This is a genomic window from Flavobacterium piscis (assembly GCF_001686925.1).
Lineage (GTDB): Bacteria > Bacteroidota > Bacteroidia > Flavobacteriales > Flavobacteriaceae > Flavobacterium > Flavobacterium piscis.
In genome coordinates, this window is record NZ_LVEN01000002.1 from 222915 (window position 1) to 249303 (window position 26389).

29 protein-coding genes are annotated in these 26389 nt (G+C 31.7%); 9 read left to right on the forward strand and 20 right to left on the reverse strand.

Going from position 1 to position 26389, the window contains the following annotated elements; all coding sequences use genetic code 11:
- Window positions 1-129 precede the first annotated feature (129 nt).
- From FLP_RS02215 to FLP_RS02225, 3 genes are all read left to right on the forward strand, one after another.
- The gene (locus FLP_RS02215; protein WP_065447870.1) at window positions 130-1293 is read left to right on the forward strand and encodes a THUMP domain-containing class I SAM-dependent RNA methyltransferase; all 1164 of its coding nucleotides are present in this window, start codon (window positions 130-132) and stop codon (window positions 1291-1293) included.
- Between the two features lie 186 nt (window positions 1294-1479).
- Window positions 1480-1716 carry a hypothetical protein gene (locus tag FLP_RS02220; protein ID WP_065447871.1) on the forward strand — a complete coding sequence of 79 codons (237 nt, stop codon included), beginning with the start codon at window positions 1480-1482 and terminating at the stop codon, window positions 1714-1716.
- A 175-nt stretch (window positions 1717-1891) separates the two neighbouring features.
- The gene (locus FLP_RS02225) at window positions 1892-2584 is read left to right on the forward strand and encodes an aspartate/glutamate racemase family protein (protein WP_065447872.1); all 693 of its coding nucleotides are present in this window, start codon (window positions 1892-1894) and stop codon (window positions 2582-2584) included.
- Window positions 2585-2644: 60 nt separating this feature from the next.
- Here the strand turns inward: FLP_RS02225 and FLP_RS02230 are convergent, their stop codons facing one another.
- Genes FLP_RS02230 through rlmD form a run of 4 tightly spaced genes read right to left on the reverse strand, consistent with a single transcriptional unit; the run spans window position 2645 to window position 6322 of the window.
- Window positions 2645-3583, reverse strand: a complete 939-nt coding sequence (locus FLP_RS02230) for an XAC2610-related protein (RefSeq protein ID WP_065447873.1) — start codon at window positions 3581-3583, stop codon at window positions 2645-2647.
- A 10-nt stretch (window positions 3584-3593) separates the two neighbouring features.
- Window positions 3594-4391 carry a DUF6048 family protein gene (locus tag FLP_RS02235; RefSeq protein WP_065447874.1) on the reverse strand — a complete coding sequence of 266 codons (798 nt, stop codon included), beginning with the start codon at window positions 4389-4391 and terminating at the stop codon, window positions 3594-3596.
- Window positions 4363-4899 carry a DUF6452 family protein gene (locus tag FLP_RS02240; RefSeq protein ID WP_065447875.1) on the reverse strand — a complete coding sequence of 179 codons (537 nt, stop codon included), beginning with the start codon at window positions 4897-4899 and terminating at the stop codon, window positions 4363-4365. Before FLP_RS02240 ends, FLP_RS02235 begins: the two co-directional genes overlap by 29 nt.
- A gap of 10 nt (window positions 4900-4909) precedes the next feature.
- The gene (rlmD, locus tag FLP_RS02245; RefSeq protein WP_065447876.1) at window positions 4910-6322 is read right to left on the reverse strand and encodes a 23S rRNA (uracil(1939)-C(5))-methyltransferase RlmD; all 1413 of its coding nucleotides are present in this window, start codon (window positions 6320-6322) and stop codon (window positions 4910-4912) included.
- Between the two features lie 194 nt (window positions 6323-6516).
- On the opposite strand from rlmD, the gene FLP_RS02250 reads away from it, so the two are divergent.
- On the forward strand, window positions 6517-7530 hold the full coding sequence (locus tag FLP_RS02250; RefSeq protein WP_243397542.1) for a sensor histidine kinase: 1014 nt from the start codon (window positions 6517-6519) through the stop codon (window positions 7528-7530).
- 140 nt (window positions 7531-7670) lie between these two features.
- Here the strand turns inward: FLP_RS02250 and FLP_RS02255 are convergent, their stop codons facing one another.
- The 3 genes from FLP_RS02255 to epsC form a co-directional block, all read right to left on the reverse strand.
- Window positions 7671-8657 (reverse strand): aldo/keto reductase, encoded by a 987-nt coding sequence (locus tag FLP_RS02255; RefSeq protein ID WP_065447878.1) that lies wholly within the window; start codon window positions 8655-8657, stop codon window positions 7671-7673.
- Window positions 8658-8803: 146 nt separating this feature from the next.
- On the reverse strand, window positions 8804-9691 hold the full coding sequence (cysM, locus tag FLP_RS02260; protein ID WP_065447879.1) for a cysteine synthase CysM: 888 nt from the start codon (window positions 9689-9691) through the stop codon (window positions 8804-8806).
- Window positions 9691-10482 carry a serine O-acetyltransferase EpsC gene (gene epsC, locus FLP_RS02265; protein WP_065447880.1) on the reverse strand — a complete coding sequence of 264 codons (792 nt, stop codon included), beginning with the start codon at window positions 10480-10482 and terminating at the stop codon, window positions 9691-9693. Before epsC ends, cysM begins: the two co-directional genes overlap by 1 nt.
- Before the next feature lie 191 nt (window positions 10483-10673).
- On the opposite strand from epsC, the gene FLP_RS02270 reads away from it, so the two are divergent.
- The 3 genes from FLP_RS02270 to FLP_RS02280 all read left to right on the forward strand — a co-directional run bounded on the left by FLP_RS02270 (window position 10674) and on the right by FLP_RS02280 (window position 12482).
- Window positions 10674-11375, forward strand: coding sequence for a DUF1003 domain-containing protein (locus tag FLP_RS02270; protein WP_065447881.1), 702 nt, complete (start codon window positions 10674-10676; stop codon window positions 11373-11375).
- Between the two features lie 380 nt (window positions 11376-11755).
- A complete protein-coding gene (locus FLP_RS02275) occupies window positions 11756-11941 on the forward strand; it encodes a hypothetical protein (protein ID WP_065447882.1) in 186 nt (61 codons plus the stop codon).
- Window positions 11931-12482 carry a Smr/MutS family protein gene (locus tag FLP_RS02280; RefSeq protein ID WP_065447883.1) on the forward strand — a complete coding sequence of 184 codons (552 nt, stop codon included), beginning with the start codon at window positions 11931-11933 and terminating at the stop codon, window positions 12480-12482. The genes FLP_RS02275 and FLP_RS02280 overlap by 11 nt, the downstream gene beginning before the upstream one ends.
- 129 nt (window positions 12483-12611) lie before the next feature.
- On the opposite strand, the gene FLP_RS02285 is transcribed toward FLP_RS02280, so the two are convergent.
- Window positions 12612-13583 (reverse strand): hypothetical protein, encoded by a 972-nt coding sequence (locus FLP_RS02285; protein WP_065447884.1) that lies wholly within the window; start codon window positions 13581-13583, stop codon window positions 12612-12614.
- A gap of 87 nt (window positions 13584-13670) precedes the next feature.
- Between FLP_RS02285 and FLP_RS02290 the strand changes: the two genes are divergently transcribed.
- A complete protein-coding gene (locus tag FLP_RS02290) occupies window positions 13671-14795 on the forward strand; it encodes a cysteine desulfurase family protein (protein WP_065447885.1) in 1125 nt (374 codons plus the stop codon).
- A 52-nt stretch (window positions 14796-14847) separates the two neighbouring features.
- Here the strand turns inward: FLP_RS02290 and FLP_RS02295 are convergent, their stop codons facing one another.
- The 10 genes from FLP_RS02295 to FLP_RS02340 form a co-directional block, all read right to left on the reverse strand.
- A complete protein-coding gene (locus FLP_RS02295; RefSeq protein WP_065447886.1) occupies window positions 14848-15420 on the reverse strand; it encodes an L-threonylcarbamoyladenylate synthase in 573 nt (190 codons plus the stop codon).
- Complete coding sequence (locus FLP_RS02300; protein ID WP_065447887.1) at window positions 15420-16067, reverse strand: acetyltransferase; 648 nt, start codon at window positions 16065-16067, stop codon at window positions 15420-15422. The genes FLP_RS02295 and FLP_RS02300 overlap by 1 nt, the downstream gene beginning before the upstream one ends.
- Entirely contained in the window at window positions 16061-17137 is a 1077-nt protein-coding gene (locus FLP_RS02305) for a DegT/DnrJ/EryC1/StrS family aminotransferase (protein WP_065447888.1), read from the reverse strand. Before FLP_RS02305 ends, FLP_RS02300 begins: the two co-directional genes overlap by 7 nt.
- Window positions 17134-18297 (reverse strand): glycosyltransferase family protein, encoded by a 1164-nt coding sequence (locus tag FLP_RS02310; protein ID WP_065447889.1) that lies wholly within the window; start codon window positions 18295-18297, stop codon window positions 17134-17136. Before FLP_RS02310 ends, FLP_RS02305 begins: the two co-directional genes overlap by 4 nt.
- 32 nt (window positions 18298-18329) lie before the next feature.
- Window positions 18330-19154, reverse strand: a complete 825-nt coding sequence (locus tag FLP_RS02315) for a glycosyltransferase family 2 protein (RefSeq protein WP_065447890.1) — start codon at window positions 19152-19154, stop codon at window positions 18330-18332.
- 34 nt (window positions 19155-19188) lie between these two features.
- On the reverse strand, window positions 19189-20154 hold the full coding sequence (locus FLP_RS02320; RefSeq protein ID WP_065447891.1) for a glycosyltransferase: 966 nt from the start codon (window positions 20152-20154) through the stop codon (window positions 19189-19191).
- Between the two features lie 119 nt (window positions 20155-20273).
- On the reverse strand, window positions 20274-21233 hold the full coding sequence (locus FLP_RS02325) for a WaaS/CpsH family glycosyltransferase (protein ID WP_065447892.1): 960 nt from the start codon (window positions 21231-21233) through the stop codon (window positions 20274-20276).
- Window positions 21234-21841: 608 nt separating this feature from the next.
- Window positions 21842-21973: a Sua5/YciO/YrdC/YwlC family protein gene (locus FLP_RS25935; protein WP_483294813.1), complete on the reverse strand. Its 132-nt coding sequence runs from the start codon at window positions 21971-21973 to the stop codon at window positions 21842-21844.
- Window positions 21974-21975: 2 nt separating this feature from the next.
- A complete protein-coding gene (locus FLP_RS02335) occupies window positions 21976-22899 on the reverse strand; it encodes a glycosyltransferase family 2 protein (RefSeq protein WP_243397541.1) in 924 nt (307 codons plus the stop codon).
- Window positions 22896-23690: a glycosyltransferase family 2 protein gene (locus tag FLP_RS02340; RefSeq protein ID WP_065447894.1), complete on the reverse strand. Its 795-nt coding sequence runs from the start codon at window positions 23688-23690 to the stop codon at window positions 22896-22898. The genes FLP_RS02335 and FLP_RS02340 overlap by 4 nt, the downstream gene beginning before the upstream one ends.
- Before the next feature lie 85 nt (window positions 23691-23775).
- Between FLP_RS02340 and FLP_RS02345 the strand changes: the two genes are divergently transcribed.
- Complete coding sequence (locus FLP_RS02345; protein WP_065447982.1) at window positions 23776-24543, forward strand: Kdo domain containing protein; 768 nt, start codon at window positions 23776-23778, stop codon at window positions 24541-24543.
- Here FLP_RS02345 and FLP_RS02350 read toward each other — a convergent pair.
- Window positions 24524-25309: a glycosyltransferase family 2 protein gene (locus FLP_RS02350; protein WP_065447895.1), complete on the reverse strand. Its 786-nt coding sequence runs from the start codon at window positions 25307-25309 to the stop codon at window positions 24524-24526. The genes FLP_RS02345 and FLP_RS02350 overlap by 20 nt on opposite strands.
- Window positions 25309-26382 carry a glycosyltransferase family 9 protein gene (locus FLP_RS02355; protein WP_065447896.1) on the reverse strand — a complete coding sequence of 358 codons (1074 nt, stop codon included), beginning with the start codon at window positions 26380-26382 and terminating at the stop codon, window positions 25309-25311. Before FLP_RS02355 ends, FLP_RS02350 begins: the two co-directional genes overlap by 1 nt.
- Between the last annotated feature and the right edge of the window lie 7 nt (window positions 26383-26389).

The following is a 26389-nucleotide window of genomic DNA, read 5'->3' on the forward strand; positions in this document are numbered from 1 at the left end:
TTCTATTTCAATTAATTCAAAGTCCCGCAAATTTAGTGTATTTTTGCCGAAAAATAACTATTTCGTGACGATACCTGAATAATCAGATATGGATTTGCGATCGGAGTTTTTTTTAATACAAAAATAAAGATGGAAGAAAATTTTAGAATGATTGCCAAATGTTTTTTTGGTTTCGAAGAAATATTAGAAAAAGAATTGCGTGATCTTGGTGCTCAGGATGTCGAAAAAGGAGTGAGAATGGTAAGCTTTAAAGGCGATAAGGGCTTTATGTACAAAGCCAATTTATCACTTAGAACTGCTCTTAAAGTTTTAAAACCTATTTACTCGTTTAGAGCCAATAACGAGCAGGCATTATATAAAGGAATTTCTGGTGTAAACTGGTCTAAATTATTAAATGCCAACCAAACTTTTGTGATTGATGCAACTGTGCATTCGACTTATTTTAATCACTCTGAGTTTGTTTCTCAAAAATGTAAGGATGCCATTGTAGATCAGTTTAGAGAAAGAACGGGACAACGCCCAAGTATTGATAAAGCTTTTCCTGACTTACGAATCAATGTGCATATCGATAAAGATCAGGTTTCTGTGGCTTTAGATACTTCCGGAAATTCATTGCATCAGCGTGGTTACAGAACGGCTACGAATATTGCGCCTATCAACGAGGTTTTGGCAGCAGGAATATTGTTGTTATCAGGTTGGGAAGGACAAAGCCATTTTCTGGACCCAATGTGCGGATCTGGAACTTTCCTTGCAGAAGCGGCTATGATTGCTTGTAATATTCCGGCAAACATTAACCGTAAGGAATTTGCTTTCGAAAAATGGAAAGACTGGGATAATGATTTGTTCGAACAGATTATAAACAGTTTAATGAAAAAAACGAAAGAGTTTCATTATACAATAAAAGGTTTTGATAAAGCACCAAGTGCTGTAAATAAAGCCAAAGACAATATCAAAAATGCAAATCTTGAAGATTACGTTTCTATAGAAGAAAATAATTTTTTTGATACAGAAAAAGAAGTTGAAGGAAAGCTGCATATGGTTTTTAATCCGCCTTATGATGAGCGTCTGGATATTCATATGGAAGAATTCTATAAAAATATTGGTGATACTTTAAAGAAAAGCTACCCGGGAACAAATGCTTGGTTTATTACGGCAAATCTTGAAGCATTAAAATTTGTGGGATTAAAACCTTCAAGAAAAATCAAACTCTTTAACGCAAGTCTTGAAGCACGTTTGGTAAAATACGAGATGTACGAAGGAAGCAAGAGAACGAAATTTCAAGTTTCTGAATAAGGTTCTGAGATAATAAGATGAAGGTTCTAAGTTTTTTTATACTTAATTAGTAAAACCTTAGCATCTTAGAGTTTCAGAGTCTTAGCAACTTTTAAAAAGAAAATAATTTAAGTTTCAGGAAGCTAAGTTCTAAAGGAAAAAAACTTATAATCTTAGCCTCTCAGAACCTTAGCAACTTTAAAAAAAATGTCAAAACTACAAGTAAGAGCTTTTTTATACCAATTAGGATGTTTTGCAATTCTATTTATTGCAGGAAGATATTTAGTAGCAATGTATACAGGATTAACAGGACTTTGGATTCCGTTGACTGCTTTTATCGTCGCTACTTTAATTTCGCCTAAATTTCAGGCAGTAAAAACTAAAGATGGTGAAAAACTGTACATGAAATGGATTTTTATAAAAGGAATCAGAGAAATAGGATAAACGCAAAGTTTTTTTAAATAATGCTAGTTTAGTAAAAAACACTAAGTTCACAAAGCTTTGCAGCCTTAGATTGTGTAAACACAGCCGGGATCTTAGTGAACTCTGCGAATCCCGATAGCTATCGGGATTGTTCTCTGCGTTAAAAATAATTATAGAATATTTAAAATAGTTATTTATGAGGAAAATTGGACTTATAGGCGGCATTAGCTGGGTTTCTACGGCTGATTATTACAAGCTTATAAATGAAGGAATAAATGAAAAACTTGGAGGTCTTAACTTCTCAGAATGTTTGATTTACTCTTTTAATTATGCCGATATAAAAAAGAATAACGAAAATAACGATTGGGATTCGACTTTTACTATGCTCTTAAAAGGCTGTAAGTTTCTTGAACAAGGCGGAGCAGAAGCAATTGTGTTGTGCGCAAATACGATGCATTTTATTGCTGACAGACTCGAAGCGGCCATAGATGTCCAGGTTATTCATATTGCGACAGCGACGTCGTTAGAGATTGAAAAGCAAGGATTGAAAAAGGTTGGTTTATTGGGAACTAAGTTTACAATGGAACTTGACTTTTTTAAGGATAAACTTCTTGCTAAGGGAATTGAAGCTATTATTCCGCAAAATGACGAGGAAAAAGATTTTATTCACACTACCATTTTTGAAGAATTAGGAAAAGGTCTTGTGACTGATGAAACTAAGAAACGATATTTAGAAATTGCCAATCAATTGATAAAAGAAGGAGCTGAAGGAATTATTTTAGGTTGTACCGAAATTCCGTTGGTGATAAAATCAGGAGATCTTTCGGTGCCCATTTTTGATACTGCTTTGATACATTCAAAAGCAGCTGTTGATTTTCAGTTGTCTTAAAGAGTTTTTATATAATAGAAAAAGCCATGAACTTAATTAATTTAAAATTCATGGCTTTTTTTATTTTTGATATTCTTTGATTTTTACTGATTTATTGTTTTTTATTTCATACTCAGTATAAGTTGTTTTGTTATTGTCTTCAAAACTTTCCGCTTTGCGAATCAAATAAAAATTGTTATTCGACCATTTGTAATAATAATCGGTTTCGTTTCCGCTTCCGTCAGCTTCATATTTTACAAATTCTTTGTTTTTTTGGTCGAAATTCAAATACTCTAAAGCTTCAAGTTTTGTATTTCTAATAAACTGTTTTTTAGTTTTATCATAAACAAAGTATAGGTAGCCACCATCATATTTAGTTCTATCCGGGAAATAAATGGGGATTTTAATGTCCAGAAGTCCATCAAAATTTAGATCTTCTAATTCTACTGTTCCGTCTTTTTCGTAAATCACATTATTAAAACCGGAAATTGTTTGTATTTTTTCTTTTTTAGAATTATAAATATCCAATTTGTTAATTAGGAAATTATCATCCAGTTTACCAGTTGTGTTTTCAGCTTTACCTTTATATTGGTTTAATGTATAACTGTATTTTTTTGGATTAAATGAAGTTAAGTCTTCCAGGCAAGAAAGAGTAGCATCGAATTTTTTATCTTTTTTTACGTTTTGCCATATCCCGCTTAATTTATACTCACTGTCTAATTGTAATAAAAAGGAGCCTGTTTTTGTGGGCACGTTTCCCTTTTTTGTTGCGATATAGGTTGTTTCGTCAAGTTTTATTTCACCTGCTTTAAAATCGCCTTTTGTAAAAATAGGCATATTTTGTCTGTTTTTTCCGTAATAATAGCTTCCTGAAACAGAATCTTGTCCCTGAACGAATTCAATAGTCATTTCTACCGGATACTTGTCTATTTTTCCAGAGAAATGCAACGAAGTCTTAACAATAGTTTTTTGAGCAAAAGCGATTTGGCTAATGGCAAAAAGAATAAAGATTTTGTTCATTTAGCTAAAACTAATTTTTAGGAGTTTCTATAATTTGCGGGATAATAGTTTTTTTCTTATAAAGCGGAATAAAGTAGGATACAGTGTAATTAAAGCCTACTCCAAAACTTCCGTCGTAAGTTCTGTTAAAACCCGGTATATATAAATTATCAAACCCTGATGGTTTTGAATTGGCTACCAGCATCTTTAACTGAACGCCAAATCCAACAAATACATTATTAAAAACTTTTGCTTTTAATCCTAGCGCAACTTCCAGCCATCCTGCTGTTAGTCCGGTGTATTTTTGACCTTCGGGAATTGCGGGCTGTTCTCCCCAATACGGATTTGCATTGTATATTTTATAACTGTTTAATTGCTGGCTAAAAGTACTAAAACCACCTCGTAAACCTATTGTAATTAAGTTTTCCATGTCCAGCCAGTTTTGATACAAGTTGTAGTCAAAACCACCTTTTATGTACGTTCCTGTAGCAGTTGAGTTCAATCTGTCATCATCTGTTGTTTTATCTTCGAAACCAAGTTCAGCTGCGATGTAGTATTTTTTCGTTAAACGAAAATCACCCACAACCTCAATTCCTTTATAATCTTTGTCATAAAGGCCACGGGTCAGTTTGTACAAATCGACACCTACACGAAGACCGTAGCGATCTGTTTTGATGCTGTCTTTTTTTACTTCCTGAAGATCAGGTTTTGCAGTCTCGGTTTTGGGCTTTTCTTTTGTTACTGTTTTAGTTGCTGTTTCCTGAGTATGCCCCAAAAACATTGAAAACAATAAGAAAGAACTAAAAATATACTTCAAGGTGTGTTTCATTTTCAGATTCAATGTTACGGGTTTTTACAAAAATTTCTTGCATCCAATTACCATCACCATCCGGATCAGTTCTTACAAAAGGATTTACGGGAGCGAGTGTAAAAGTAGTTTTAAAACCGCATGCTCTCGATACGTATACATTTTGATGTGTATAATCAATTTTTATAACATCGGTATTTATGGCAGCAGCATTTGGACTTAATGAGTTGTAAACAAATTTATATGTTGTTGATATTGTATCTGTTCGCAAAGGAACAGATACCACATTTGCGTTTGTTACATATTTAGTTGTATCTGTTACACTTTTATTAAAAATAATTCCTTCTGTTTTTCCTTCTCCAATAACCATTAAGTTATTTACATTTCTAGGTTTTGACGAATCATTAATGTCGTAAAATGAAATTACTAATCGGGGAGTGGTGGGCGTATTTGCATCACAAATATCATCTTTCTCACAGCTTGATAAACCAAACGTAAAGACCAATAAAAGAGAGATTATTTTTTTCATTTATATTTTGTTAGCGAAGTTCTAAAAGTACAACATTTTCGACATGATGTGTTTGCGGAAACATATCAACTGGTCTAACACGGGTAACTTTGTATTTTTCATCCATTAAAGCTAAATCACGTGCTTGTGTTGCCGAATTACAACTTACATATACTACTTTTTTAGGAGCAATTTTCAGGATCTGGTCTATAACGTCTTTATGCATACCATCTCTTGGCGGATCTGTAATAATTACATCCGGTTTTCCGTGTTGGGCAATGAAGGCTTCATTAAAGACCACTTTCATATCCCCTACAAAAAACTCACAATTCGTTATATTATTGCGTTCTGCATTGGCTTTAGCATCAATAATAGCTTCAGGAACACTTTCTACGCCAATTACTTTTTTTGCTTTTTTAGAAACAAATTGCGCAATAGTTCCGGTTCCGGTATATAAATCGTAAACGGTTTCGTCACCAGAAAGTCCTGCAAAATCTCTTGTTATTTTGTACAATTCATACGCCTGGTCAGAGTTGGTCTGGTAAAAAGATTTAGCATTGATGCTGAATTTTAAACCTTCCATCTCTTCCAGAATATAATCCCTGCCTTTATATAGTTTGATATTCTGATCGTAAATAGTGTCGTTTTGTTTTGAATTTACAACATATTGTAACGAAGTAATTTGCGGGAACTTTTCGTAAAGATGATCTAAAAGTAATTCGCGGTTTGCTTTGTCATTTTCGTAAAACTGAATCAAAACCATGATTTCACCGGTCGAAGCTGTACGAATCATAAAAGTTCTCAATAATCCGGATTGTTCCCTTGGATTAAAGAATGCTAAATTATGTTCGTTAGCAAAATCCCTAATTTCGTTTCTAATGGCATTAGAAGGGTCTTCCTGTAAATAACATTTTTGAATATCAAGAATTTTATCCCACATTTTCGGGATATGAAAACCTAATGCATTTCTGTTTCCCAGATCTTCAGTGCTTTCAATTTCTTTTTCGGTTAACCAACGGCTGTTCGAAAACGAAAATTCCATTTTATTTCTGTAAAAAAACTGTTTTTCAGAACCCAGAATATTTTCGAACTCAGGAAGTTCTACTTTTCCTATACGCTGCAAATGATTTTTTACTTCGTTTTGTTTGTAATACAACTGTTGGCTGTATTTCATATTTTGCCATTTACAACCTCCACAAACACCAAAATGATCGCAAATAGGTTCAATGCGATGTTCTGATAATTCATGAAATTTTACGGCTTTGCCTTCGTAATAGGCTTTTCTTTTTTTGAAAGTTTGAACGTCAACAACATCACCCGGAACCACGTTCGGTATAAAGATTACTTTTCCGTCAGGAGCCTTTGCTACTGATACTCCTTTTGCTCCGGCATCAAGAACCTGGATTTGATGAAAGACAACTTTGTCTGTATTTTTTCTTCCCATAGCGCAAAAATAAGGGATTGTAAACTTTTTCAAATTTAAATTTTCAAATATTTTATCAAATTGTTTAAAATTCTATTTTAATTGACATTAAAAGTTAACTTTGTTTTTAGCAATTTGCCCAAATCTGCTATTTTTAAACTATTGATTGTTATATTTTTATGAAGTTGTATCATAATCTTTCACAAATTAGCTTTTTGAAAAAAAGTTATGCTTTCAAATTTTTATTTGTTGCTTTTGTAGGAATTCATATTCCGTTGATCGGGATTTTGTTTTTTGTACTTTATTATAATCATAGTGTTTCGGCTACTTCCATTTTGGTTTTCTCCTTAATTATGACCTTGCTGGCTACATTAGTGACACTTTTGGTTTTAAATCAGTTGATTAGACCTATCTCAATTGCTTCAAAATCGTTAGACGATTATAGGAATAATAGAAAATTATCTATTTTGCCAACTGAATATACAGATGAAGCGGGTCTTTTACTGGCCAATATTCAGGAATCTATTTATGAAGCCGAAAGTTTTATCAATGAAAAACAGGATTTGATTTATATGCTTTCGCATGATTTGAAAAATTTTGCAGGAAATCCGCAAGGTTTGGCAAATTTAATAATAAGCGAAAATCCTTCTGATTCTGTGCGTCAATTAGCAGAATTAATTCGTGAATCAACTAATTTGCAATTTCGATACATCGAAAATTTTATAAAATTATTGCAGGAGCAGGATCGTGTTGTAAAATGGGCCCAGGAAAGTAAAACAATTGTACTATCCAGTATTTTACCTTTTATTAATGAACAGGTAGAGCAGCGCTTGCTGGATAAAAATATAAAGCTGAGTATAAATTTAGAAATTACTGAAGCTAAACTCAGATTAGATGAAGGTTTGCTTGTTCAGGTTTTAGTCAATTTAATTAGTAATGCTATTAAATTCTCCTATTTCGACAGTGAAGTTAAAGTTAGAATCTACAGCGAAAACTCAAAACTAATTATTACGGTTGTAGATAAAGGAATTGGTTTTGATAAAAATCAAATTGATGAATTGTTCAAAAAATTCACCAAAATGAGCCGATTAGGAACCGCAAATGAATCTTCGACCGGAATTGGATTATATCTCTGCAAAAAAATCATCGAAAAAAACAAAGGAACATTAAACGCAACAAGCGAAGGCAGGAATAAAGGTGCCGAGTTTAGAATTGAATTTGAAGCTTGAGAAGTTTTGAATTAAGAGTTATGAGTTGTGAGTTATGAATGTAAATTGAAATTGGCAGTCTTTTTTTAAACTAAAAAAAGGCGCTAGATTCAAAAAAAAACTTAGAATCTTAGCGCCTTAGTATCTTAGAAACTAAAATACTACCATAACTGATGCACAGAAGGTTTTATATATTCTTCGTAAATATCATTCATTGCCGCGATTTTCTCCGAAGATAATTTCGGTAAATCATAAATTGATAAATTAGAAAGTACGTGACTTTCTTTTGAGGCACCTGGAATTATACAGCTGATATCGTCAAAACTCAAAATCCATTGCAAGGCGATAGGCGCAAGGTTGGTTTGTTCTGGAAATAATGCTTTTAGTTTTTCAACAGCTTGTAATCCTAAATCATAATCAATGCCTGAAAAAGTTTCGCCTTTATCAAAAGCATCTCCGTTACGATTAAAGTTACGGTGATCCTGAGTATCAAAAGTAGTTTTGGCATCAAATTTACCTGTTAAGAGTCCGCTTGCTAAAGGAACTCTTGCAATGATTCCGATATCTTTTTTTCTGGCTTCAGAGAAAAATAATTGAGAAGGACGCTGACGAAACAAATTAAAAATAATCTGAACCGTAGTAACATTTGAATATTCGATTGCTTTTAAAGCTTCTTCGACTTTTTCTACGCTTACGCCAAGATTTAAAATTTTCCCTTGTTCTTTCAGTCGATCGAACATTTCAAAAATTTCAGGTCGGTAAAAAACTTCTGTTGGAGGACAATGCAACTGAATTAAATCCAAAGTTTCTAATCCCATTCTTTTCAAACTGTCTTCAATATATTTTTGAATTACTTTTGGCTGATAACCTTCACTCACATGAGGATTTATATGACGTCCGCATTTTGTAGCCACGTAAATACGCTCAGATCTCGAACGAACTACGCGTCCTACGGCAGTTTCGCTTAATCCATTTTCGTAAACATCGGCAGTATCAATAAAATTTACGCCGTTGTCTATTGCCGTATTTATAAGTTCATCGGCAGTTTTATCATTAAATCCTGATCCCCATTTTCCTCCTACTTGCCAGGTGCCAAGTGAGATTTCGGATATAGTAAAGTTTGTTTTTCCTAGTTTTCTGTAGTTCATTTCTTTTAAGGTGCTAAGTTGCTAAGGTTCTGAGAGGCTAAGTTTTTTTTTTAAGATGCTAAGTTACTAAGGTTCTGAGTTGTTAAGGTTTTAATTCAAAGTTGAAAAGCTTAGCATTTTAGCAACTCAGAATCTTAGTATCTTTCTCAATCAAATAAATCCGAAGACAAATAACGATCACCGCGATCGCAGATAATGGCAACAATAACTCCGGATTCTAGTTTTTCAGCTATTTTTAGGGCAACGGCAACAGAACCTCCGCTGCTCATTCCTGCAAAAACACCTTCTTCGAGTGCTAAACGTTTGGTCATTGCTCTGGCTTCTTCTTCGCTTACGTCTACAACAGTATCTACTTTTGAAGCGTCGAATATTTTAGGCAAATATTCCTGAGGCCATTTACGGATTCCCGGAATCTGAGATCCGTCGCTTGGCTGTGCTCCAATGATCTGAACTGCCGGATTTTTTTCTTTTAAATAAGTCGAAGTTCCAATGATAGTTCCCGTTGTTCCCATTGCCGAAACAAAATGAGTTACCGTACCGTCAGTATCATTCCAGATTTCAGGACCAGTGGTTTTATAATGTGCTTTCCAGTTATCATCATTCGCAAACTGATTGAGCATGATATATCCGCCTTCTGCTACTTTTTTATCGGCATAGTCCCTTGAGCCAATAATTCCTTCGCTAGCAGGCGTTAAAATCACTGTAGCGCCATAAGCACGCATGGTTTGAGTTCTTTCTTTTGTAGAATCTTCCGGCAAGACCAATTCGATCTCGATTTGAAACAATTGTGCAATCATAGCCAGGGCAATTCCGGTATTGCCGCTTGTAGCTTCAATCAGTTTATCGCCTTTTTTAATCTCGCCTCTTTCAAGAGCTGCTGCAATCATGTTATAAGCTGCTCTGTCTTTTACGCTTCCGCCAGGATTATTTCCTTCCAGCTTCAGTAAAAGTTTTACATTTTTATTTTTAACCAAATTGACAGTTTCCATCAAAGGAGTATTTCCAATCAGGTTTAGCAATTTTTGTGCGTTCATTATTTTTTTTCTTTTATTTTAACTTCAGTTGTAGTAGTATTGATTACTATAGAACCTTCAGGAATCGATTTGGTTACCCAGGCATTTCCTCCAACGATACTGTTTTCTCCAATAGTGGTTTCGCCTCCCAAAATAGTAGCATTCGCATAAATGCAAACATTAGCTTCTACGGTTGGATGTCTTTTGGCGTTTTTCATTTCTTTGCTCACGCTCAAAGCACCAAGAGTTACACCCTGATAAATTTTTACGTGTTTCCTGATTACGGTCGTTTCACCAATAACAATTCCGGTGGCGTGATCGATAAAAAAAGGAGAGGCGATATCAGCACCGGCATGAATATCAGTTCCTGTAATTCGGTGTGCATATTCGCTCATTAGTCTCGAAAATAGCAATAAATCTAAATGGTATAATTCGTGACTTAAGCGATAAATCGCAATCGCATAAAAACCGGGATAACCTAAATAAACTTCGTCGATACTGTTGGATGCCGGATCGTTTTCAAGAATGTATTCAGCATCCTGATTTAGTTTTTTCAAAACACCAGGTAATTTTTCCAGAAACCGATCCCAGATCGATTCACATGAATTTTGTGGTTTTTTGCAGGCTAAAACAGCAATTTCTTTAAATCTGATTTCAAGTTCATTGATGCTTTCATCCAAAGCGGCATTAGAATCAAAAAGGGTATAGAAAAGCTTCTCGGTAAAATCTTCTGTTTTGGTTTTGATACCGTAATTTATATTAGAATGGCTTTTTAAAGCTTTGATATTTTGTATGATAGTGTCTTTTGTCACAATTGTAAAATTGAGTGGATAATTTAAAACGTTAAAAGTAGTGCGTTTTTTGTAAATAAGAACACGAATTAGGTAAAGAAATTTTGTTTTGAGAATTGTATTTGTGATAAATAAAATAAAAATAAAGGTGATTTTTTTTACAAGATTCTTAAGAAGTTAAATGCGTAAATTAGCCAGTAAAATTTATAAAAATGAAAAACAATCCGACTTTTAAAAGTGCTATTTCTAATCTTTCTTTCCCTGAAAATGAGAAAATTTGGGGAAAATCTATTCATGATCCCATTTTAGGGCTTATTATAGAAGACTTTCCTTCTTTTAGCGATCAGGATTGTATTGCGGTAAAAGAATTAAACGAGTACCGCCAAAAATACATTTCGAGATATTTGTCGACAGAAATAGGAACGCTTTCTGATCTTGAAAAAAGCGTTATCAATTCTCTAAAAGAAGATAAGTCGATCGTTAGTATTGTAGAAGATGAGGAAGAGGCGAGAAGTTTTGGTCAAAAAATAGCCGATAAAGTGGCTGACTTTGGCGGAAGCTGGACTTTTATTATTTCGTTTTTGCTTTTTATTGTGGTTTGGATTGGTGCCAATGTTTATATTTTGGTCAATAAAGGTTTTGATCCGTATCCGTTTATTTTGCTGAATCTGATTTTATCCTGTATTGCCGCTTTGCAGGCTCCGGTAATTATGATGAGCCAGAATCGTCAGGAAGAAAAAGACCGAAACCGTGCTAAAAAAGATTATATGATTAACCTGAAATCAGAATTAGAAATTAGAATGATTCATGATAAAATAGATCACATGATTATGCACCAGCAACAAGAATTGATCGAAATTCAGAAAGTGCAGATAGAGATGATGAACGATATTCTTAACCAGATAAAAAAATAAATGAAACAGAATTTCGATTTAGAAAAAATAAATAAATCTTAGAAAAGTATTCTTTTTGAAATTTAAAAATCATTTTTTTGAGCTGATCTTTTGATTTTTATAAAAGTTAAAAAGTACTAAATCCTAAAAATAAAAACGAAGGTACATTAGAAAAATGAATGAAATTTTATTTGATAAAAAGTAAGAATAAGTTACGATGAAAAGAGCGTTTTTATTACTGCAGAAATAAGATGGTTTTTAGTGTTTTTTGATAGACTAATTCTTCTGGTTTTACCAACGATATTTTATATGGTTTTAGAAGAAAAATATTTTATTCATTTGGCAGAGTAGTGAAGTGCTATTTTAAAGTTTCATACTTTTGAATTCTTAATACTTAAAAAATGAAAACTTTTAAAATTTTAATAATGATTCTTGCCATTTCGGTTGCGTTATACGAGCAGGTTTCAGCAGAGAAAAATATTTATATAACGGTAATTGCAATTGTAGTTTTCATGTTTGGAATGATGCAGTTGAGTGCAAAAACACCTAGTAAAAATCAAGATAAAGAAGAGCAGGATGTTGACTAAAGGAGATAAGGTTTCAGTCTTAGACGAAGCCATAAACGGAACAGTAGTTTCGGTGAAAAACAATGAGGTTTTGATCGAAACTGAGGATGGATTTACGATGACATTTTTTGTCAGCGAATTGCTTAAAATGCAAGAATCCAGTAATTTAATGAATTCTATCAAAAGAATTGATTTAGATACGGTTTCAAAAGAAAAAGAAGAGCCAAAACCAAGGAGTTTTGTCAAAGAAAAGAAAGATAAACGAGAAATTGCAGCACCGGAATTTGATTTGCACATCGAAAAGCTGGTTCCCAATAAACGCGGAATGTCGAATTATGACATCTTGACTTTACAGACAGAAACAGCAAAAAGACATATCGAATTTGCGATCAGAAACCGCATTCCTAAAATTGTTTTTATTCACGGTGTTGGTGAAGGGATCTTAAAAGCTGAACTTGATTTTTTATTGGGCCGTTACGACGGAATAGATTTTCAGGATGCCAATTATCAAAAATATGGCTTAGGTGCCACCGAAGTTTATTTTAGACAAAACAATAAATAAGAGGCTTTTTTATGCTTAATTTTATTCGTTTTAAAGCATAAAAAAACATCCGTTTTTTAGTCTGATTTCCATGTGGAATTAGACTAAAAAACGGATGTTTTTTTTGTAGGAATAGAAATAGGGTTTTAGTTATGGAACCACCACTTCTAAGTTTCCATAAGTATAGTTTGCAGGCAGCTTAAAAGTACTGTGATCTTTTTGTAAAGTTACGTTTTTAAGAACAATAGTATGTGTGAAAACGTTTCCTACATTTGTTGTAGTGACTTCTATAATTCCGCTTGTTTCTGCAATTCCATCCTGAGCAATCCATGTTTCGCTTACCGTAGGAGTTGATGGTATTGTGGTATTACAAAAGTACGATTGAGTTAGCGTTCCATTAATATAACTGCGTAATAAAACTTTGTTTGTTGTACCGTTAGCATTTATAAGACCTCTTCTTGGTGTTGTTGTTTTTTCATTAACAATCAATGCCGGATCAATATTATCAATTGTTAATGCAGATGATGCATTGAAATTGTAAACCTGTTTTGAAGTATTTGTACATTGCTGTACAGGATTGATAAAAGTAGTACTTGGTGAGGTATACGTAGTAGCGAAATTTCCAAAAACATATTCAGCTTCGACCTGGTCTCCAGTAGGTTTAGCAAAGGTGATATTTCTAAAAACAATAGTATGATTGTAGCCCGTAATTTTGGTACTTCCATCAGTTGCAGTTAAGTCTGTGTTTTGAGTGGTAGTAATTTCTATTTTTCCTGCTGTTCCAAGCCATTCTTCGGTAATGTTTGGCGTTTTTGGCGGTATTGCACCGCATATATTAGGAGTGGCAACAGTACCATCATAAGCTCTGTATACCACACGATATGTACTATTATCGATGTCGTAAGAGTAAACAGACGGATCATTTATAATTTTATTCTCAGGCAATTGCAGTAATAAAGATTCCTGGGGTTTAAGTCTGTATATTAGTGTGTTGGTTAATGGGTTGCAGGTTTGAGAAGTAATACTTTCGTCGCTAAAATCAATAGTATCTACTGTTAAATCACCATCATCGCAACCGTTTAGTATTAGGGCGAACAATAGAAGGCTTACATATTTTTTCATCGTAATTTTATTTGACGTCAAAAATAGTGAAAAATTTGGCAAATGATATTTAAGATTAGACAATTGATATTTCATAACTTTGCGGTAATGAAAAAAGTATACCTCGATAACGCCTCTACAACCGCTATGCGTCCTGAAGTGATTCAGGAAATGACCAAAGTAATGACTGAAGATTTTGGTAATCCGTCTTCTACACATAGTTTTGGAAGAAACGGAAAGACTATTCTGGAGCTTTCCAGAAAAAGTATTGCCAAACATTTAAACTGTTCTGCACAAGAAATTATTTTTACTTCGGGCGGAACTGAGGCTGATAACTGGATACTGCGCTCAGCCGTAGAAGATCTTAAAATCGAGCGTATCATTACTACAAAAATTGAGCATCATGCCGTTTTGCATACTGTTTTAGTATTAGAAGCTGAATATAATGTTCAGGTGGATTACGTAAAAATAAACCCTGACGGAAGTATAGATCTTACTCATTTGTCTAATTTATTGGCAGAAGAGAAAAAGACTATTGTAAGTCTAATGCATGTAAACAACGAAACAGGTGCTATTTTAGACCTGGACAGAGTTGGTGTTATTTGCAAACAATACAATACATTATTTCACTCAGATACCGTGCAATCTATCGGTAAAACCGAGATTGATTTGCAAAAAACGCCAGTCGATTTTATCATTGCAAGTGCACATAAATTTCATGGGCCAAAAGGAATTGGTTTTGCTTTTGTTCGGAAAAATTCAGGTTTGCAGCCGCTTATTTTTGGCGGAGAACAAGAAAAAGGACTTCGCGCAGGAACCGAAGCTGTACATCAAATTGCGGGTATGGCAAAAGCATTGTCTCTTTCTTATGAGAATTTGGATCAGGAAAGGAAATACATTACAGATCTGAAAATGTACCTGATTGATCAGTTGGAAATTCATTTTCCGGGTTTTAGAATAAATGGTAAAAAAGATGATTTTTATAATATCATCAATATCATTCTGCCTTTTTCTGCAGATAAAACTTCGATGCTTTTGTTTAGTTTAGACATGAAAGGAATTGCGGTTTCGAGAGGAAGTGCGTGCCAGTCCGGAAGTATAAAACCTTCTCACGTTTTAAAAGAAATGCTTTCGGAGACGGATTTAAAATTACCAAATCTCCGAATTTCATTTAGTCATTATAATACCAAAGAAGATATCGATTGGCTGATTGAATGTCTTAAAGGTGTTTGAGAGGAAAAGAAGTTTTGCAGATTTTAAATAATCTAAAATCTGCAATCTAAAATTATTTACGTATCACTTTCACCTGTGCATCATTCGTGAGTTTGATTATTGTGGAAGGTTTTCCGGCAACTTTATCCTGATTTAGTTTTACTACATAATCTACTCCTTTGATGATTTCAGGATTAATATCTTTGAAAGCAATAGGAGTGGGTTGTCCTGAAATATTAGCCGAAGTCGAAACCAAAGGTTTTTTCATTCTTTCTAATAATTTAAAGCAAAAAGGTTCTTTTACAATACGAATTCCTAGTGAATTATCGGCTGCAATTATATTTTTGGCTACATTTCTGGGTTCGTCCAGGATTAAAGTAGTTGGTTTTTCAGATACATCCAAAATTTGCCAGGCCACTTCCGGAATGTTTTTGAATACATTGTACATCATTTTTTCGCCATTCATTAATACAATCATACTTTGTGTTTCGGCACGCTGTTTTAATTTGTATATTTTGGCGACAGCTTCAGGATTTGTGGCATCACAGCCAATTCCCCACACTGTATCGGTTGGGTAAAGTATGATTCCACCTTCTTTAATGACTTCGTAAGCGTTGTGGATTTCGGTGTTTATGTCTTGATTCATTATAAAAAATCTAAAGGTTCTGAGTATTTAATTATTTTTCCTGGCGTTCCAATTACAACGGCGTTATCAGGAATATCTTGTATAACAATAGTTCCGGCGCCAATTATTACATTTTTACCAATTTTAAGCTTAGGCAAAATTACTGCACCAGCACCAATTTGTGTGTAAGACCCAACGGTAACATTTCCTAAAAGAATAACATTTGGAGACAATTCTACAAAATCTTCAACTACACAATCGTGCGTTATGGTTGTATTATAGTACACAATAGTTCCAATTCCTATTTTGGTCGAATTAGAAAATGTTGCATTAGAAAGAACGTTAGAACCAACGCCAATTTCTACATCAAAACTTCCAATTGTAGCTTGCAGACTTATTGCTGAAACAAATTTTCCGCCTAGTGCTATAAATTTATCGTATAGTTTTTTTCGTAAAACCGGATTTCCAATACCTATTGTAAATTCGTTATTTATAGAAAAATGAGATTTTGCTTGCTTTTCATTTTTTAGAATCGGAAATTGTTTATATAAAAAATCCCCAATATCATGATTTACATCATCATAAAAAGCCAGATTATCCAGTTGGTTATTTTGTTTGAAAATTTCCAGAATTTCTTTTGCAAATCCCTTAGCTCCAATAATTAACATGTAAATTTATTTATTATTGATATAATTCTTTCTAAATCTGAAGTTGGAAGACCAACATATAATGGTAAACATAAAATTCGAGAAGCGATACTTTCAGAAATTGGCATTTCGACTCCGTTTATATAATTTACTTTGTTTAATGAAGGATAAAAATAACGTCTCGGAATAATGTTTTCTATTTTTAATTCGCTCTGAACCTTCAGTAAAACTTCTTCTGATTCAAAAATTACAGGATAATAACTGTAATTCCATTCTGTATTTTCGCGAATTCTTAATGATTTTAAGTTATTGAATTCTAAGTGGGCATTGTAAAAATCAACCACTTTTTTGCGTTCTGAAAATATAGTATCGATATGATCAAAAACCGCCAGACCTAACGCAGATTGTAATTCGGAAATTTTAGCATTAATTCCTAAACCATGAAAATCTAAAGGACCATTGTGGCCAAAGTTGTGGCTATAGAATAATTTATGATATAATTCGCTGTCATTACAAAACATGGCACCGCCTTCTCCGCTATGAAAAATTTTTGTCGCATGAAAACTGCAAGTAGAAACATCACCAAAGTTAAAAACAGATTGGCCGTTGTATTTTACACCAAAGCAATGTGCAGCATCATATATGACTTTCAAATTATGTTTTTTAGCAATTTTTTCGATTGCAATAACATTACACGGATTTCCAAAAACGTGAGTCGCAAGTATTGCAGTTGTTTTTGAGGTAATAGATTGCTCGATTTTATCTTCATCAATCGTTAAATATTCCGGACGAATGTCTACAAAAACGGGTTTACAATTTTCCCAAATTATCGCTGCAGATGTCGCAATATATGAGAATGGAGTAGTGATAACTTCACCACCGTTGCCAAATAATTTTAAAGCGATTTGCAACGGAATAGTTCCATTATTCGTGATAATTATATTCGAAACTTCGAGATATTTGCTTAGTTTTTCTTCTAATTCCAGAGTAAGTTCTCCTCTGTTTGTAAGCCAAACTTTTTCCCAGGCACGTTGTAAATATGAATTATAAGATTCAATTGAAGGAAGAAAAGTTTTTGTAACGTTTATCAAAGTAGTATTTTTTTAAAATGTTCTATTCTGGGGGTAATTTGTTTTTCAAAAGAGTACAAATGTAATATTTTATTCCGACCATTTTGGGCAATTCTTTTCATCAGGTCTTTGTCTGCATGCAATTCTTGAATTTTTGTAACGATTTCATCAATATTATTATTATTGATCTTAAAAAAGTCATTTCCGTCTTCAAGTCCCATATGTTTACTTTCATTAAAATAATCCGTCATAAAATTGACATTCCCAAATAGTGATGCTGTTACCGAAGTAGCTAACGGAAAACCATCAAAAGCATTTTTGCTCAATACAAAAGGTTTGTTTGGAGAAATCATAATATGAGTTTTTTTTAAAATCGATTCAAAATGAAATTCATCTAGAACCCCTTTAAAATCAATACAGTTTTCAAGACTTGTATCGGTTAGGTCATTTTTAGAAAAACCGCCAATGATAATGAAATTGAATTTATCTGTTTGATCTTTTAATGCAAAAACAATTTTTTGAAACACATCAAATCCTTTGTCGTTTCCGTCTTCAGTATATTTGTTGGCGAAAAATAATAGAGATGTTTTTACTGTCTCTTTTTGATATTCAAAATTTTGAATTTCCGGAGTGTTTAAATTTAGCGGAACGCCAGAGATTAAATTTACCTGTTCAGGATCACAAAGGCTGTTTTCGATAAGGTATTTTTTAGTAATATTTTGATTTACAATAACACCTTTAAAGTTCTTTGAATCAAAATATTTCTTAAGATTTTCGTCTAAAAGAACATCGTTAAACCCAAATCCGCCACCGGGATAAAGTGTGAATGTAAAGGGGTTTTTATTTCGTTCGAAAATCTCAAAATGCTTTTTTAGATTATTATAAAAAAGCATATAAATCAATTGGCTGTTTAAATTAGTGGTATATTTTAGCCTTTTTATTTTATTGGAAAGCGCAGGATAATTAGCAGTTAGTAATTTTAAATTTTCTTCAAAACTTTTGCCCTGTGCATAATGTTCAAAAGTTGTTGCATCTGTTTTTATACGAGTATTTTCATAAAAACGGCAAATCTCAGCATATTCGTAGCTTCTCCACGGAGAAAGAGTTGACGGAAGTATATCATCAAGTATTATAATTCCTTTGCTGTTTCCTATTTTATAATGTTTAAAACGATCACCCATTTAATCTGATTTATTTTATTTACTAATTATATTTAAAAAAGGCCGTTTATTTTATATTTAATTTTGTGCACTATTTTGTCTATACCACTCAATCTTTGTTTCTTCAATTGATAAATCTGCTTTGAAAGGATTTTTCGAACAGGTTTTTCAAAATTTGGTTTTATATTTTTGAGAAAATCAGCCCAGATAATTTCACGGTCAATTTGCTGTTTTGAAGACCAATACGATGTATGGTGGATTCTATAAACGGCCATATTTTCGTTTAGAAATTTGATTTTTCCATATTTAGCATTCAGCATATGTAAAAAATAATCGCCAATAGGTGAGGACACAAAATAATCAGGAAAAGATTCAAATAAATGATTTCGGTAAACTACACTTGGAGTCTGGATAAAATTATATTTAGCCAAATCAATAATTGTTGAAGTTTCTAAAATCTCGCTTTGAATCTCGTTATCTTTTAAAACACCATTTTCAAGTGTTTGTACATTATGAAAACAAATGCTGTACTCTTTATTTTGATCAAGAAATAAAACTTGTTTTTCAAGTTTTAAATTTGATGTCCAATAATCATCGCCTTCGCACAATGCTACATATTCTCCTTTTGCTTTGTTTAATGTAAATAAAAAATTAGGCATCATACCTATGTTTTTATCGTGTTTGAAATATTGAATCAAATTCCCTTTTGGATTTTCGCTAATGATTTCGTTTACAATAGAATCTGTTTCATCCGGAGAATTGTCATTAGAAATAATTAATTCAAAATCAAATTTAGTTTCTTGATTTAGAATACATTCAACTGCTTGTTTTATATATTTTGCATGATTATAGGTAATCATCAATACACTTACTTTCATATATATATAATAGTTTTAATAAAAGTTTGTTTTACTAAATTTTTATCTTCTTATTTTTAAGCGCATACCCTATTTTTAATAAAATATACTGCAAAAAAAACTTTTTCTTCATTGCTAATTCTGTTCTTAAAAAGATCTCTTTGATTTCTTGTGCATTCGTTTTAAAGGAATCTCTAAATTTTGAATCACTTTTACTTAATTGAGCATTTTTTTGATAGGATCTAAAAATTCTTTTCCATCTTTTTTTATAAAGGCTAAAAGAAATATTTTCATCATCTAAATTACACATACCAATGAATCGTTGTTTTGTGTTTTTATTTTTATCATAAAAGACACCTCCAACCTGTTGATTATCGTGCATTCGATAATAGAAATACTTTTTATCTAAAAGTTCATATTGGCCTTGATAACTCGAGATCATCGCAATCCATTCGTCGTGATGAAATTTATTTACAATTGGAAAAGGCAAAATATCTTGTAATATTTCTTTTTTAAAAGCCATTGATGCGCCTGTTGCCAAATTTAAAATCTGACTAATCATTTTGTAATAATCAAAGTCAATATTTTCTTCTTTTAAAAATCGTGGAATATCCCAAAGCGCATATTTTTCCTGTATTTTAGAGTGATCATTTATGCAATACCCATTTGAAGATAAAACTTTTATGTCGGGATGTGAATTGAAATAGGCAATATATTCTTCAACTTTTTCTGGTACCCATTTATCATCCTGATCTGATAAAAAAATAAAATCACCGGTGCAAAGAGAAATCGCTTTTTCAAAATTTTTAACGCTTCGCAACGTACTTTGATTATGATGTATATAAAATAAAGAAGAATGTTTAGTTTTATAATCATTCAATATTTCAATTGTTTTATCTGTAGAAAGATCATCACAAACAATAATTTCATCAACCTCATGAGTTTGATTTAATATAGAATCAAGTTGTTCAATTAAGTGCTTTTCTCCATTATAGGTACATATGGCAACTGAAATTTTCATATTTTTTTTCTGTTATAGGCAATATCTTTAAATTTTAAAATTAAAAATAATTATTTAAGTGTTTAATGATAAAAGGCCCTTTAATATATTGAGATTTTATTCGGCTGTAATTATAGTGTTTAAGAAACTGAACAATAAACTACATTTTCAATCCAGCCGTCTAATGTGTATTTGTTAAAAATAGCATCAGGGATTTTTTCATATTCTTTCTCGAAAAATGATACTGGAATATCTGGATTTTTATGGTCGATTATCAAAATGTTGTTTGGATTGTAAAAATCGTAATTAGCAATATCTGAATTTGTAGTGATCAGCTTTTTTTGCAAACCAATACTTTCAAATACTCTAAAAGTTAATCCGTTTTGCCCTTTTCGATTCACATCAAGCAAAACCTGAGAACTGTCTATATATTCTTTAATTTCTGATAATGGAATATGATTTGTTATATATTCTATTGTGGATGTTTTTCTTTTAAATTTTCTATCATAAACAAATATCTTATGGCTTATGTTGTTGCCTTTTAAATTTTTAGCGATTTTGGCAAGAATTGGCAGTCTTTTATCTTTTGAAATGATATTAAAAACCTGATATTCAAAAGGCTTACCTGAAACTACAGGAACAGCACTATAAATCCAGTTTGTTGCAAAATTCAAATTATATCGCTCACAATCTTCTTTCTCAAACGAAAAAACCTTGTGAAAATTAGGAATTACACGTATTATTTTTGGACATCGATAGGTATTATCATTAAAATAGGCAATTGTTTTTTTTCCGTATTTTTTTAATTCCAAAACGCTTTTCGGATCAATAAAATCGCCTTTTATAACCACAATAACATCCTGAAATTCTCCTATTTCTTTTAAGTTTTCTATAATTTTTTTTCCAAAGTGTTTTGTCTTTAAGTTTTGCTTAAAAAAAGATTTTAGAACAAAATTATAAATTTTATAAAATGGGTTAGGGTAATTATATTCAAATTTATTAAAATTAATGTGATGAACATTGTGTCCCTTTTGTTTTAAAGAGATAGCGATGTGGTTGTTAAATCCCCAATTATCTAGACTTATCAGTGTAATACGCATAATGTGTTTTTTATTACTGTCAAGTAAATTTTTTAAATTATAGTTTCAATGATTTTGTATATTATGATTCAATAAATTTTATATCAAATTTTAGTATACAATGTTTTCTTGTTAGAAAAAAATATTTAATTATAAAAGGGTTAGTGTTAAAAGTAAAATATCGTTCTATACTTTAATATATTCAGGTGCTGTCACTTTCTAGTCAAAAGTTGAAGCTCTTTCTATTAAAAGCGTTTCACAATCTAATTTATTATTTTCATAATGATTTAATTCTTCAAAAAGTTTATTTTTTATGTATTCAGAATCAAAAATTGCTCCAGTAATTTGCTGCGTTTCCGTGAATTTCCAGTGATGAAGTTTTATCTGATAATAAAACTTACCAAAACTTATGGTTTCGATCGGCGGTAAGCAAAAAGGTTCCTTTACAATGCGTACTCCAAGCGAATTATCAATTGTAATTATATTTTTGCAACGTTTATTGATTCGTCTAGAATTAATGAAGATGGTTTTTAGATAAATCTAAAATCTGCCAAGTCACTTCTACGATGTTTTTAAAAACATTGTACATCATTTTTTTGCCATTCATCAAAACAATCATGCTTTGTGTTTCAATTGTATGTTTTTACAACTGCTTCAGGATTAGTAGCGTCGCATACAATTCCCCAAGCCGTGTCTGTCAGATATAGAATGATATCGCCTTCTTTGATAACTTCGTAAGTGTTGATTATTTCTTCGTTCATTTTTATTCTGTAATTATTTGCTTCGTTTTAAGTGATTTTGATATTGGAGCTCCAGCCAAAATTAAAAAAAATAGTGACCAGTTTTTAGGTTTAAAAATGCTGCTAAAAAAATATTTAAAAACTAGAAAGTGCAAAACAATTTTATATCCAAAAAAGCTATAATGTTTACGGATAATATAAAGTAACGAAATTTTTAATTCTTTTTTTATTGCCAATGATTTTTCAGTACTCGCTCCGTGAAAATGGATAAATTCTGCTTCAGGAATTAAATAAGCAAACTTTAATTTATTAGCTAATCGAATGCACAAATCAGTTTCTTCATAATAGAGAAAAATGTTTGTATCAAAGCCTCCTGCATCATAAAAATCTCTACCTCTAAGAAACATAAAACTACCTGGGATAAAATTTACTTGTATTGGCTGTCTATACTTTTTTTTTCGTTTTGGGTATTTTTTTGGATTAATTATTTCTAAGAAATTTCTTCCTAAAATTTCTCTCATTGGAGATGCGAAATGATCTAAAGAGGCTAAAAAATCACCATTCTCTTTATATGCCTGAGCACCCGCAATACCAATATTGGCGTTGCTCTCTAAAGCATTTTTAAGAATTAATAAACAATCGTTTTTAAATAATGTATCGTTGTTAATAAACGCTAAATATTTAGCATTAGCGAATTGAATTCCAAACATGTTTCCAGCGCCAAAACCTGTATTAATGCGATTTCTATGAAGTTCCAAATTAGAGAAACCTATCTGTTCACAAAACAATTTAAGCTTCAAATAATCTTCTTGTTTAGAGCAATTATCAGTTATAATTATTTGATAATTAATGCTTTTTGAAGTTTTTTCAATGATAGAACGAATACAATTGATGCTGTGGTCGCTAGAATTATAATTGATTAAAATTATGGCTATGTCAAACATCATAAATATTGATTAATTCCTTTTTCTATAAAAGTAAGTTTCTTTTCGATAGTTTGCCTTTCAATTTCATTATTGATTTCGAGATGGCTTTTAGATTGTTCATTATGGTAAATATGATAAGCTATTCCAGAATATTTCAATCTTTTTCCTTTAATTCCAATATTATGCAGTCTTTGAATCATTTCAGAATCATCAATTCCCCAACCTACTAAACCTTCATTAAAACCATTAACTTTGATAAAATCTTCTTTCCAGAAAGACATATTACAACCTCTGAGTTTCCGCGAACGCTTATCAATACTTTTTGCAAAATTCATTAAAAAGGGTATTCGGATAGTTCGGCCTCTTTTCTTAATTCCTTTAGAAAACACACTGAAATTAATATTTTTTTTTGAAAATAAGTCAGGCAATAATTTCTTTTGAATATTTACACGTGAACCAAACAAATAATGTCCTTTTTGAGCAAAAGTTAAATGATCTTCAATAAAGTGTTTATTCATGATAATGTCACCATCAATCTCAATAATGTAGTCATATTTTGCAACAGCAATTGCTTTATTCATAATACTTGGCTTTCTGTTTTTTATATCTTCATGCCAAATATGAATTAAGGGAATTGGAAATGTTTTTTGAAATGTTTTTATCAATTTTTCAGTGTCATCTCTTGATCCATCATCAGCAATTATAACCTCATTAGGTAAAACAGTCTGATTTAATATGCTTAAAAGCAATAATTCTAAGGCTATTGGCCAATTATATGTAGGAGTTACTAATGTGCAGTTAGTATAGGACATGAAAATAAAATTTTGAGTAAAAATACATTAAAAATTTGAAGTCTAAAATTGTATGTGTAATTTTGTTGATCAAAAAAAGCTACTAATGAATTTTAAAGTAAATCCTCTTTTCGAAAATAATACTCCTTTAATCCTGAATACAATTAAAATATTTAATTCTTCGGGTGAACTTTTTGGGAATGGAGATCGCAATAAAATAAAATTGTTTGATTTAGATGGAAAAACCATCAATATTAAATCCTTTAAAATTCCGAATATAGTAAACAAAATAGCATATCGTTATTTTAGAAAATCAAAAGCAAAACGCTCTTTTGAATATGCCATGATTTTATTAGAAAAAGGAATTGGAACTCCTCACCCAATTGCATTTCTTGAAAATTTTAATATCGTGGGTTTAAAAGACAGTTATTATGCAAGCGAACATTTGGTAACTGAATTGACTTATAGAGAGTTGGTTGAAATTCCGGCTTATCCTGATAACGATCTTATTTTAAGACAGTTTACAAAATTCACTTTCGACCTTCACGAAAAAGGAGTAGAGTTTTTAGATCATTCTCCCGGAAATACATTGATTAAGAAGAATGAAAACAATACATATAGTTTCTTTTTGGTCGATTTAAACCGAATGAATTTTCACGAAAATATGAGTTTTGAGCAGCGTATGAATAACTTTAGCCGCTTAACGCCTAAAAAAGAAATGATTGCTGTAATGAGCAACGAATATTCAAAGTTCTATAAACAAAAAACTGAAGCTGAAATTTTTGAAAAGATGTGGCAGGCCACTACTCATTTTCAGGAAGAATTTGCCCGAAAGAAAAGATTGAAAAAGAAGCTTAAGTTTTGGAAATCGTAGTTTTTGATCTTAATTTTTTAAGTTGCTGAAAACGTACTGAAACGCTCAAAGCATTTAAGTAACAAATAATAAGACCTTTTTTTCCGTCCAAAATTCCTAAGCGAATGATATATTGGTTCAGAAATTGATAAACTGGTCGTATGTAAAAATGGAAAAATTGGGGTTTCGTTTTTTTTGCTAATTCTTCCTGCGCTTTTAATTGCCCATAAAGAATCATTTTTTGTTTATAATCAGCATAACCGGCATAAGAATAATGTATTAATTTGTTCTTTAATTTTCCGATGGATCCGTTTACGATTAATTTTTCGTGTACAATTTTTTCATAATTATAATACGCCTCTTCTTTTTTAAACAGACGGATGATTTTATCTGTTTGCCAGCCGCTAAAACGCAATTTTTTATTTTGGAACATAAAAGTTCTATACATAAAATAGGCTGAAGCACTATTTTGCTCATTAATAATAGTATTGATTTCCTTTTTAAGGTCAGCTGTAAGTCTTTCATCAGCATCAATAAAGAGAATCCATGAATTTGTTGCTAAACTTAACGCATAGTTGCGTTGAGAAGCAAAGTCATCAAAAAATCGTTGAGCAACTTTTACATTTTTAAAAGAGGAAGCTATTTCAAAAGTAGCATCTGAACTAAAAGAATCCACGACAATAATTTCATCGGCGAAAGCCAAATGATCAAGAACAGCTTTTATATTGTGCTCTTCATTATAAGTAATAACCAATGCTGTTAAAGCTTGTTTTTTAAACAAAGTCATTAGATCGAATTGCTTAAATTTTGATTTAAAAACGATTCGATTTGAGCTGTAAAATATTCAGGCTTAAATTCTTTATATAATGACAAAGATTCATTTTTAAGCATTTTTTCAGTCTTTTGATCAAATAAATCGGCGCGATAATCTTTTAAATGTACAGATAGATGATGAATTCCGTCTTCAAAAGTTGCCCAGATTCTTTTTTCTATCCAAGGAGAAAAAATAATAAATGATGGTTTTTGCAGTGCTTTTGCCATATTTATAGCACCGCCATCATTTCCTATAATGAGATCGCATTGATTCATAATAGCAATAAACGAACGAAGATCATCGCCCAGTAAATCAAAATATATTTTTTCCTGAGTTGAAGGTTTACACGCATTAAAAACCGTTTTGGCATCTTCTAACTGCTTTGGGAAATAATTAAAAAGAATATTTACATTGGCGTTATCCGCAATATAATCAACCACTTTAGACATGAATTCTAAAGGATATGTTTTTAATTTTTCGCTTCCTAAAAGACTAATCATGATTGTTTTGCGGTCCTTTTGAATATTATGCTTCTCAAAAAGAGCAATTGCTTCCTGATTTTCTTTTTCAGAAACAAACAATTTAGGAATTGGATCAATTTTTATTTTTAAATCCAAAGGTTCTAATAAAGAAAGACGTCTTTCTATTGCCAAACCTAAATTAGTTTTAGGAAGAGCTTCAAACGGAACATTATCAGTATAAAGGAAGTTTCTGCCTGGCTTTTTATAGGAGATTTTTTGTTTGGCATTACTTAATAGTACCAAAATCCAGCTTTCTAATTTTGAATAGGCATCAATTAATAAGTCATACTTTTCTTTTCGAATCTGAATTCCAAGCTTAAGTAGCTCTTTTTTACTTTTCCGATGCTTTTCTTCAAACAAAATAATATTGTCAATACTTGTGTTGCCTTCTAAAACCGGAGTTGTCGAAGCATAAACCAAATAATCTATCTGAGCATCAGGATATGCAGTACGCAAATTATTGCATATAATACTGCTAATCAAAACATCGCCAATCATTTTTTGTTGAATTACAAGTATCTTCATATAGAAA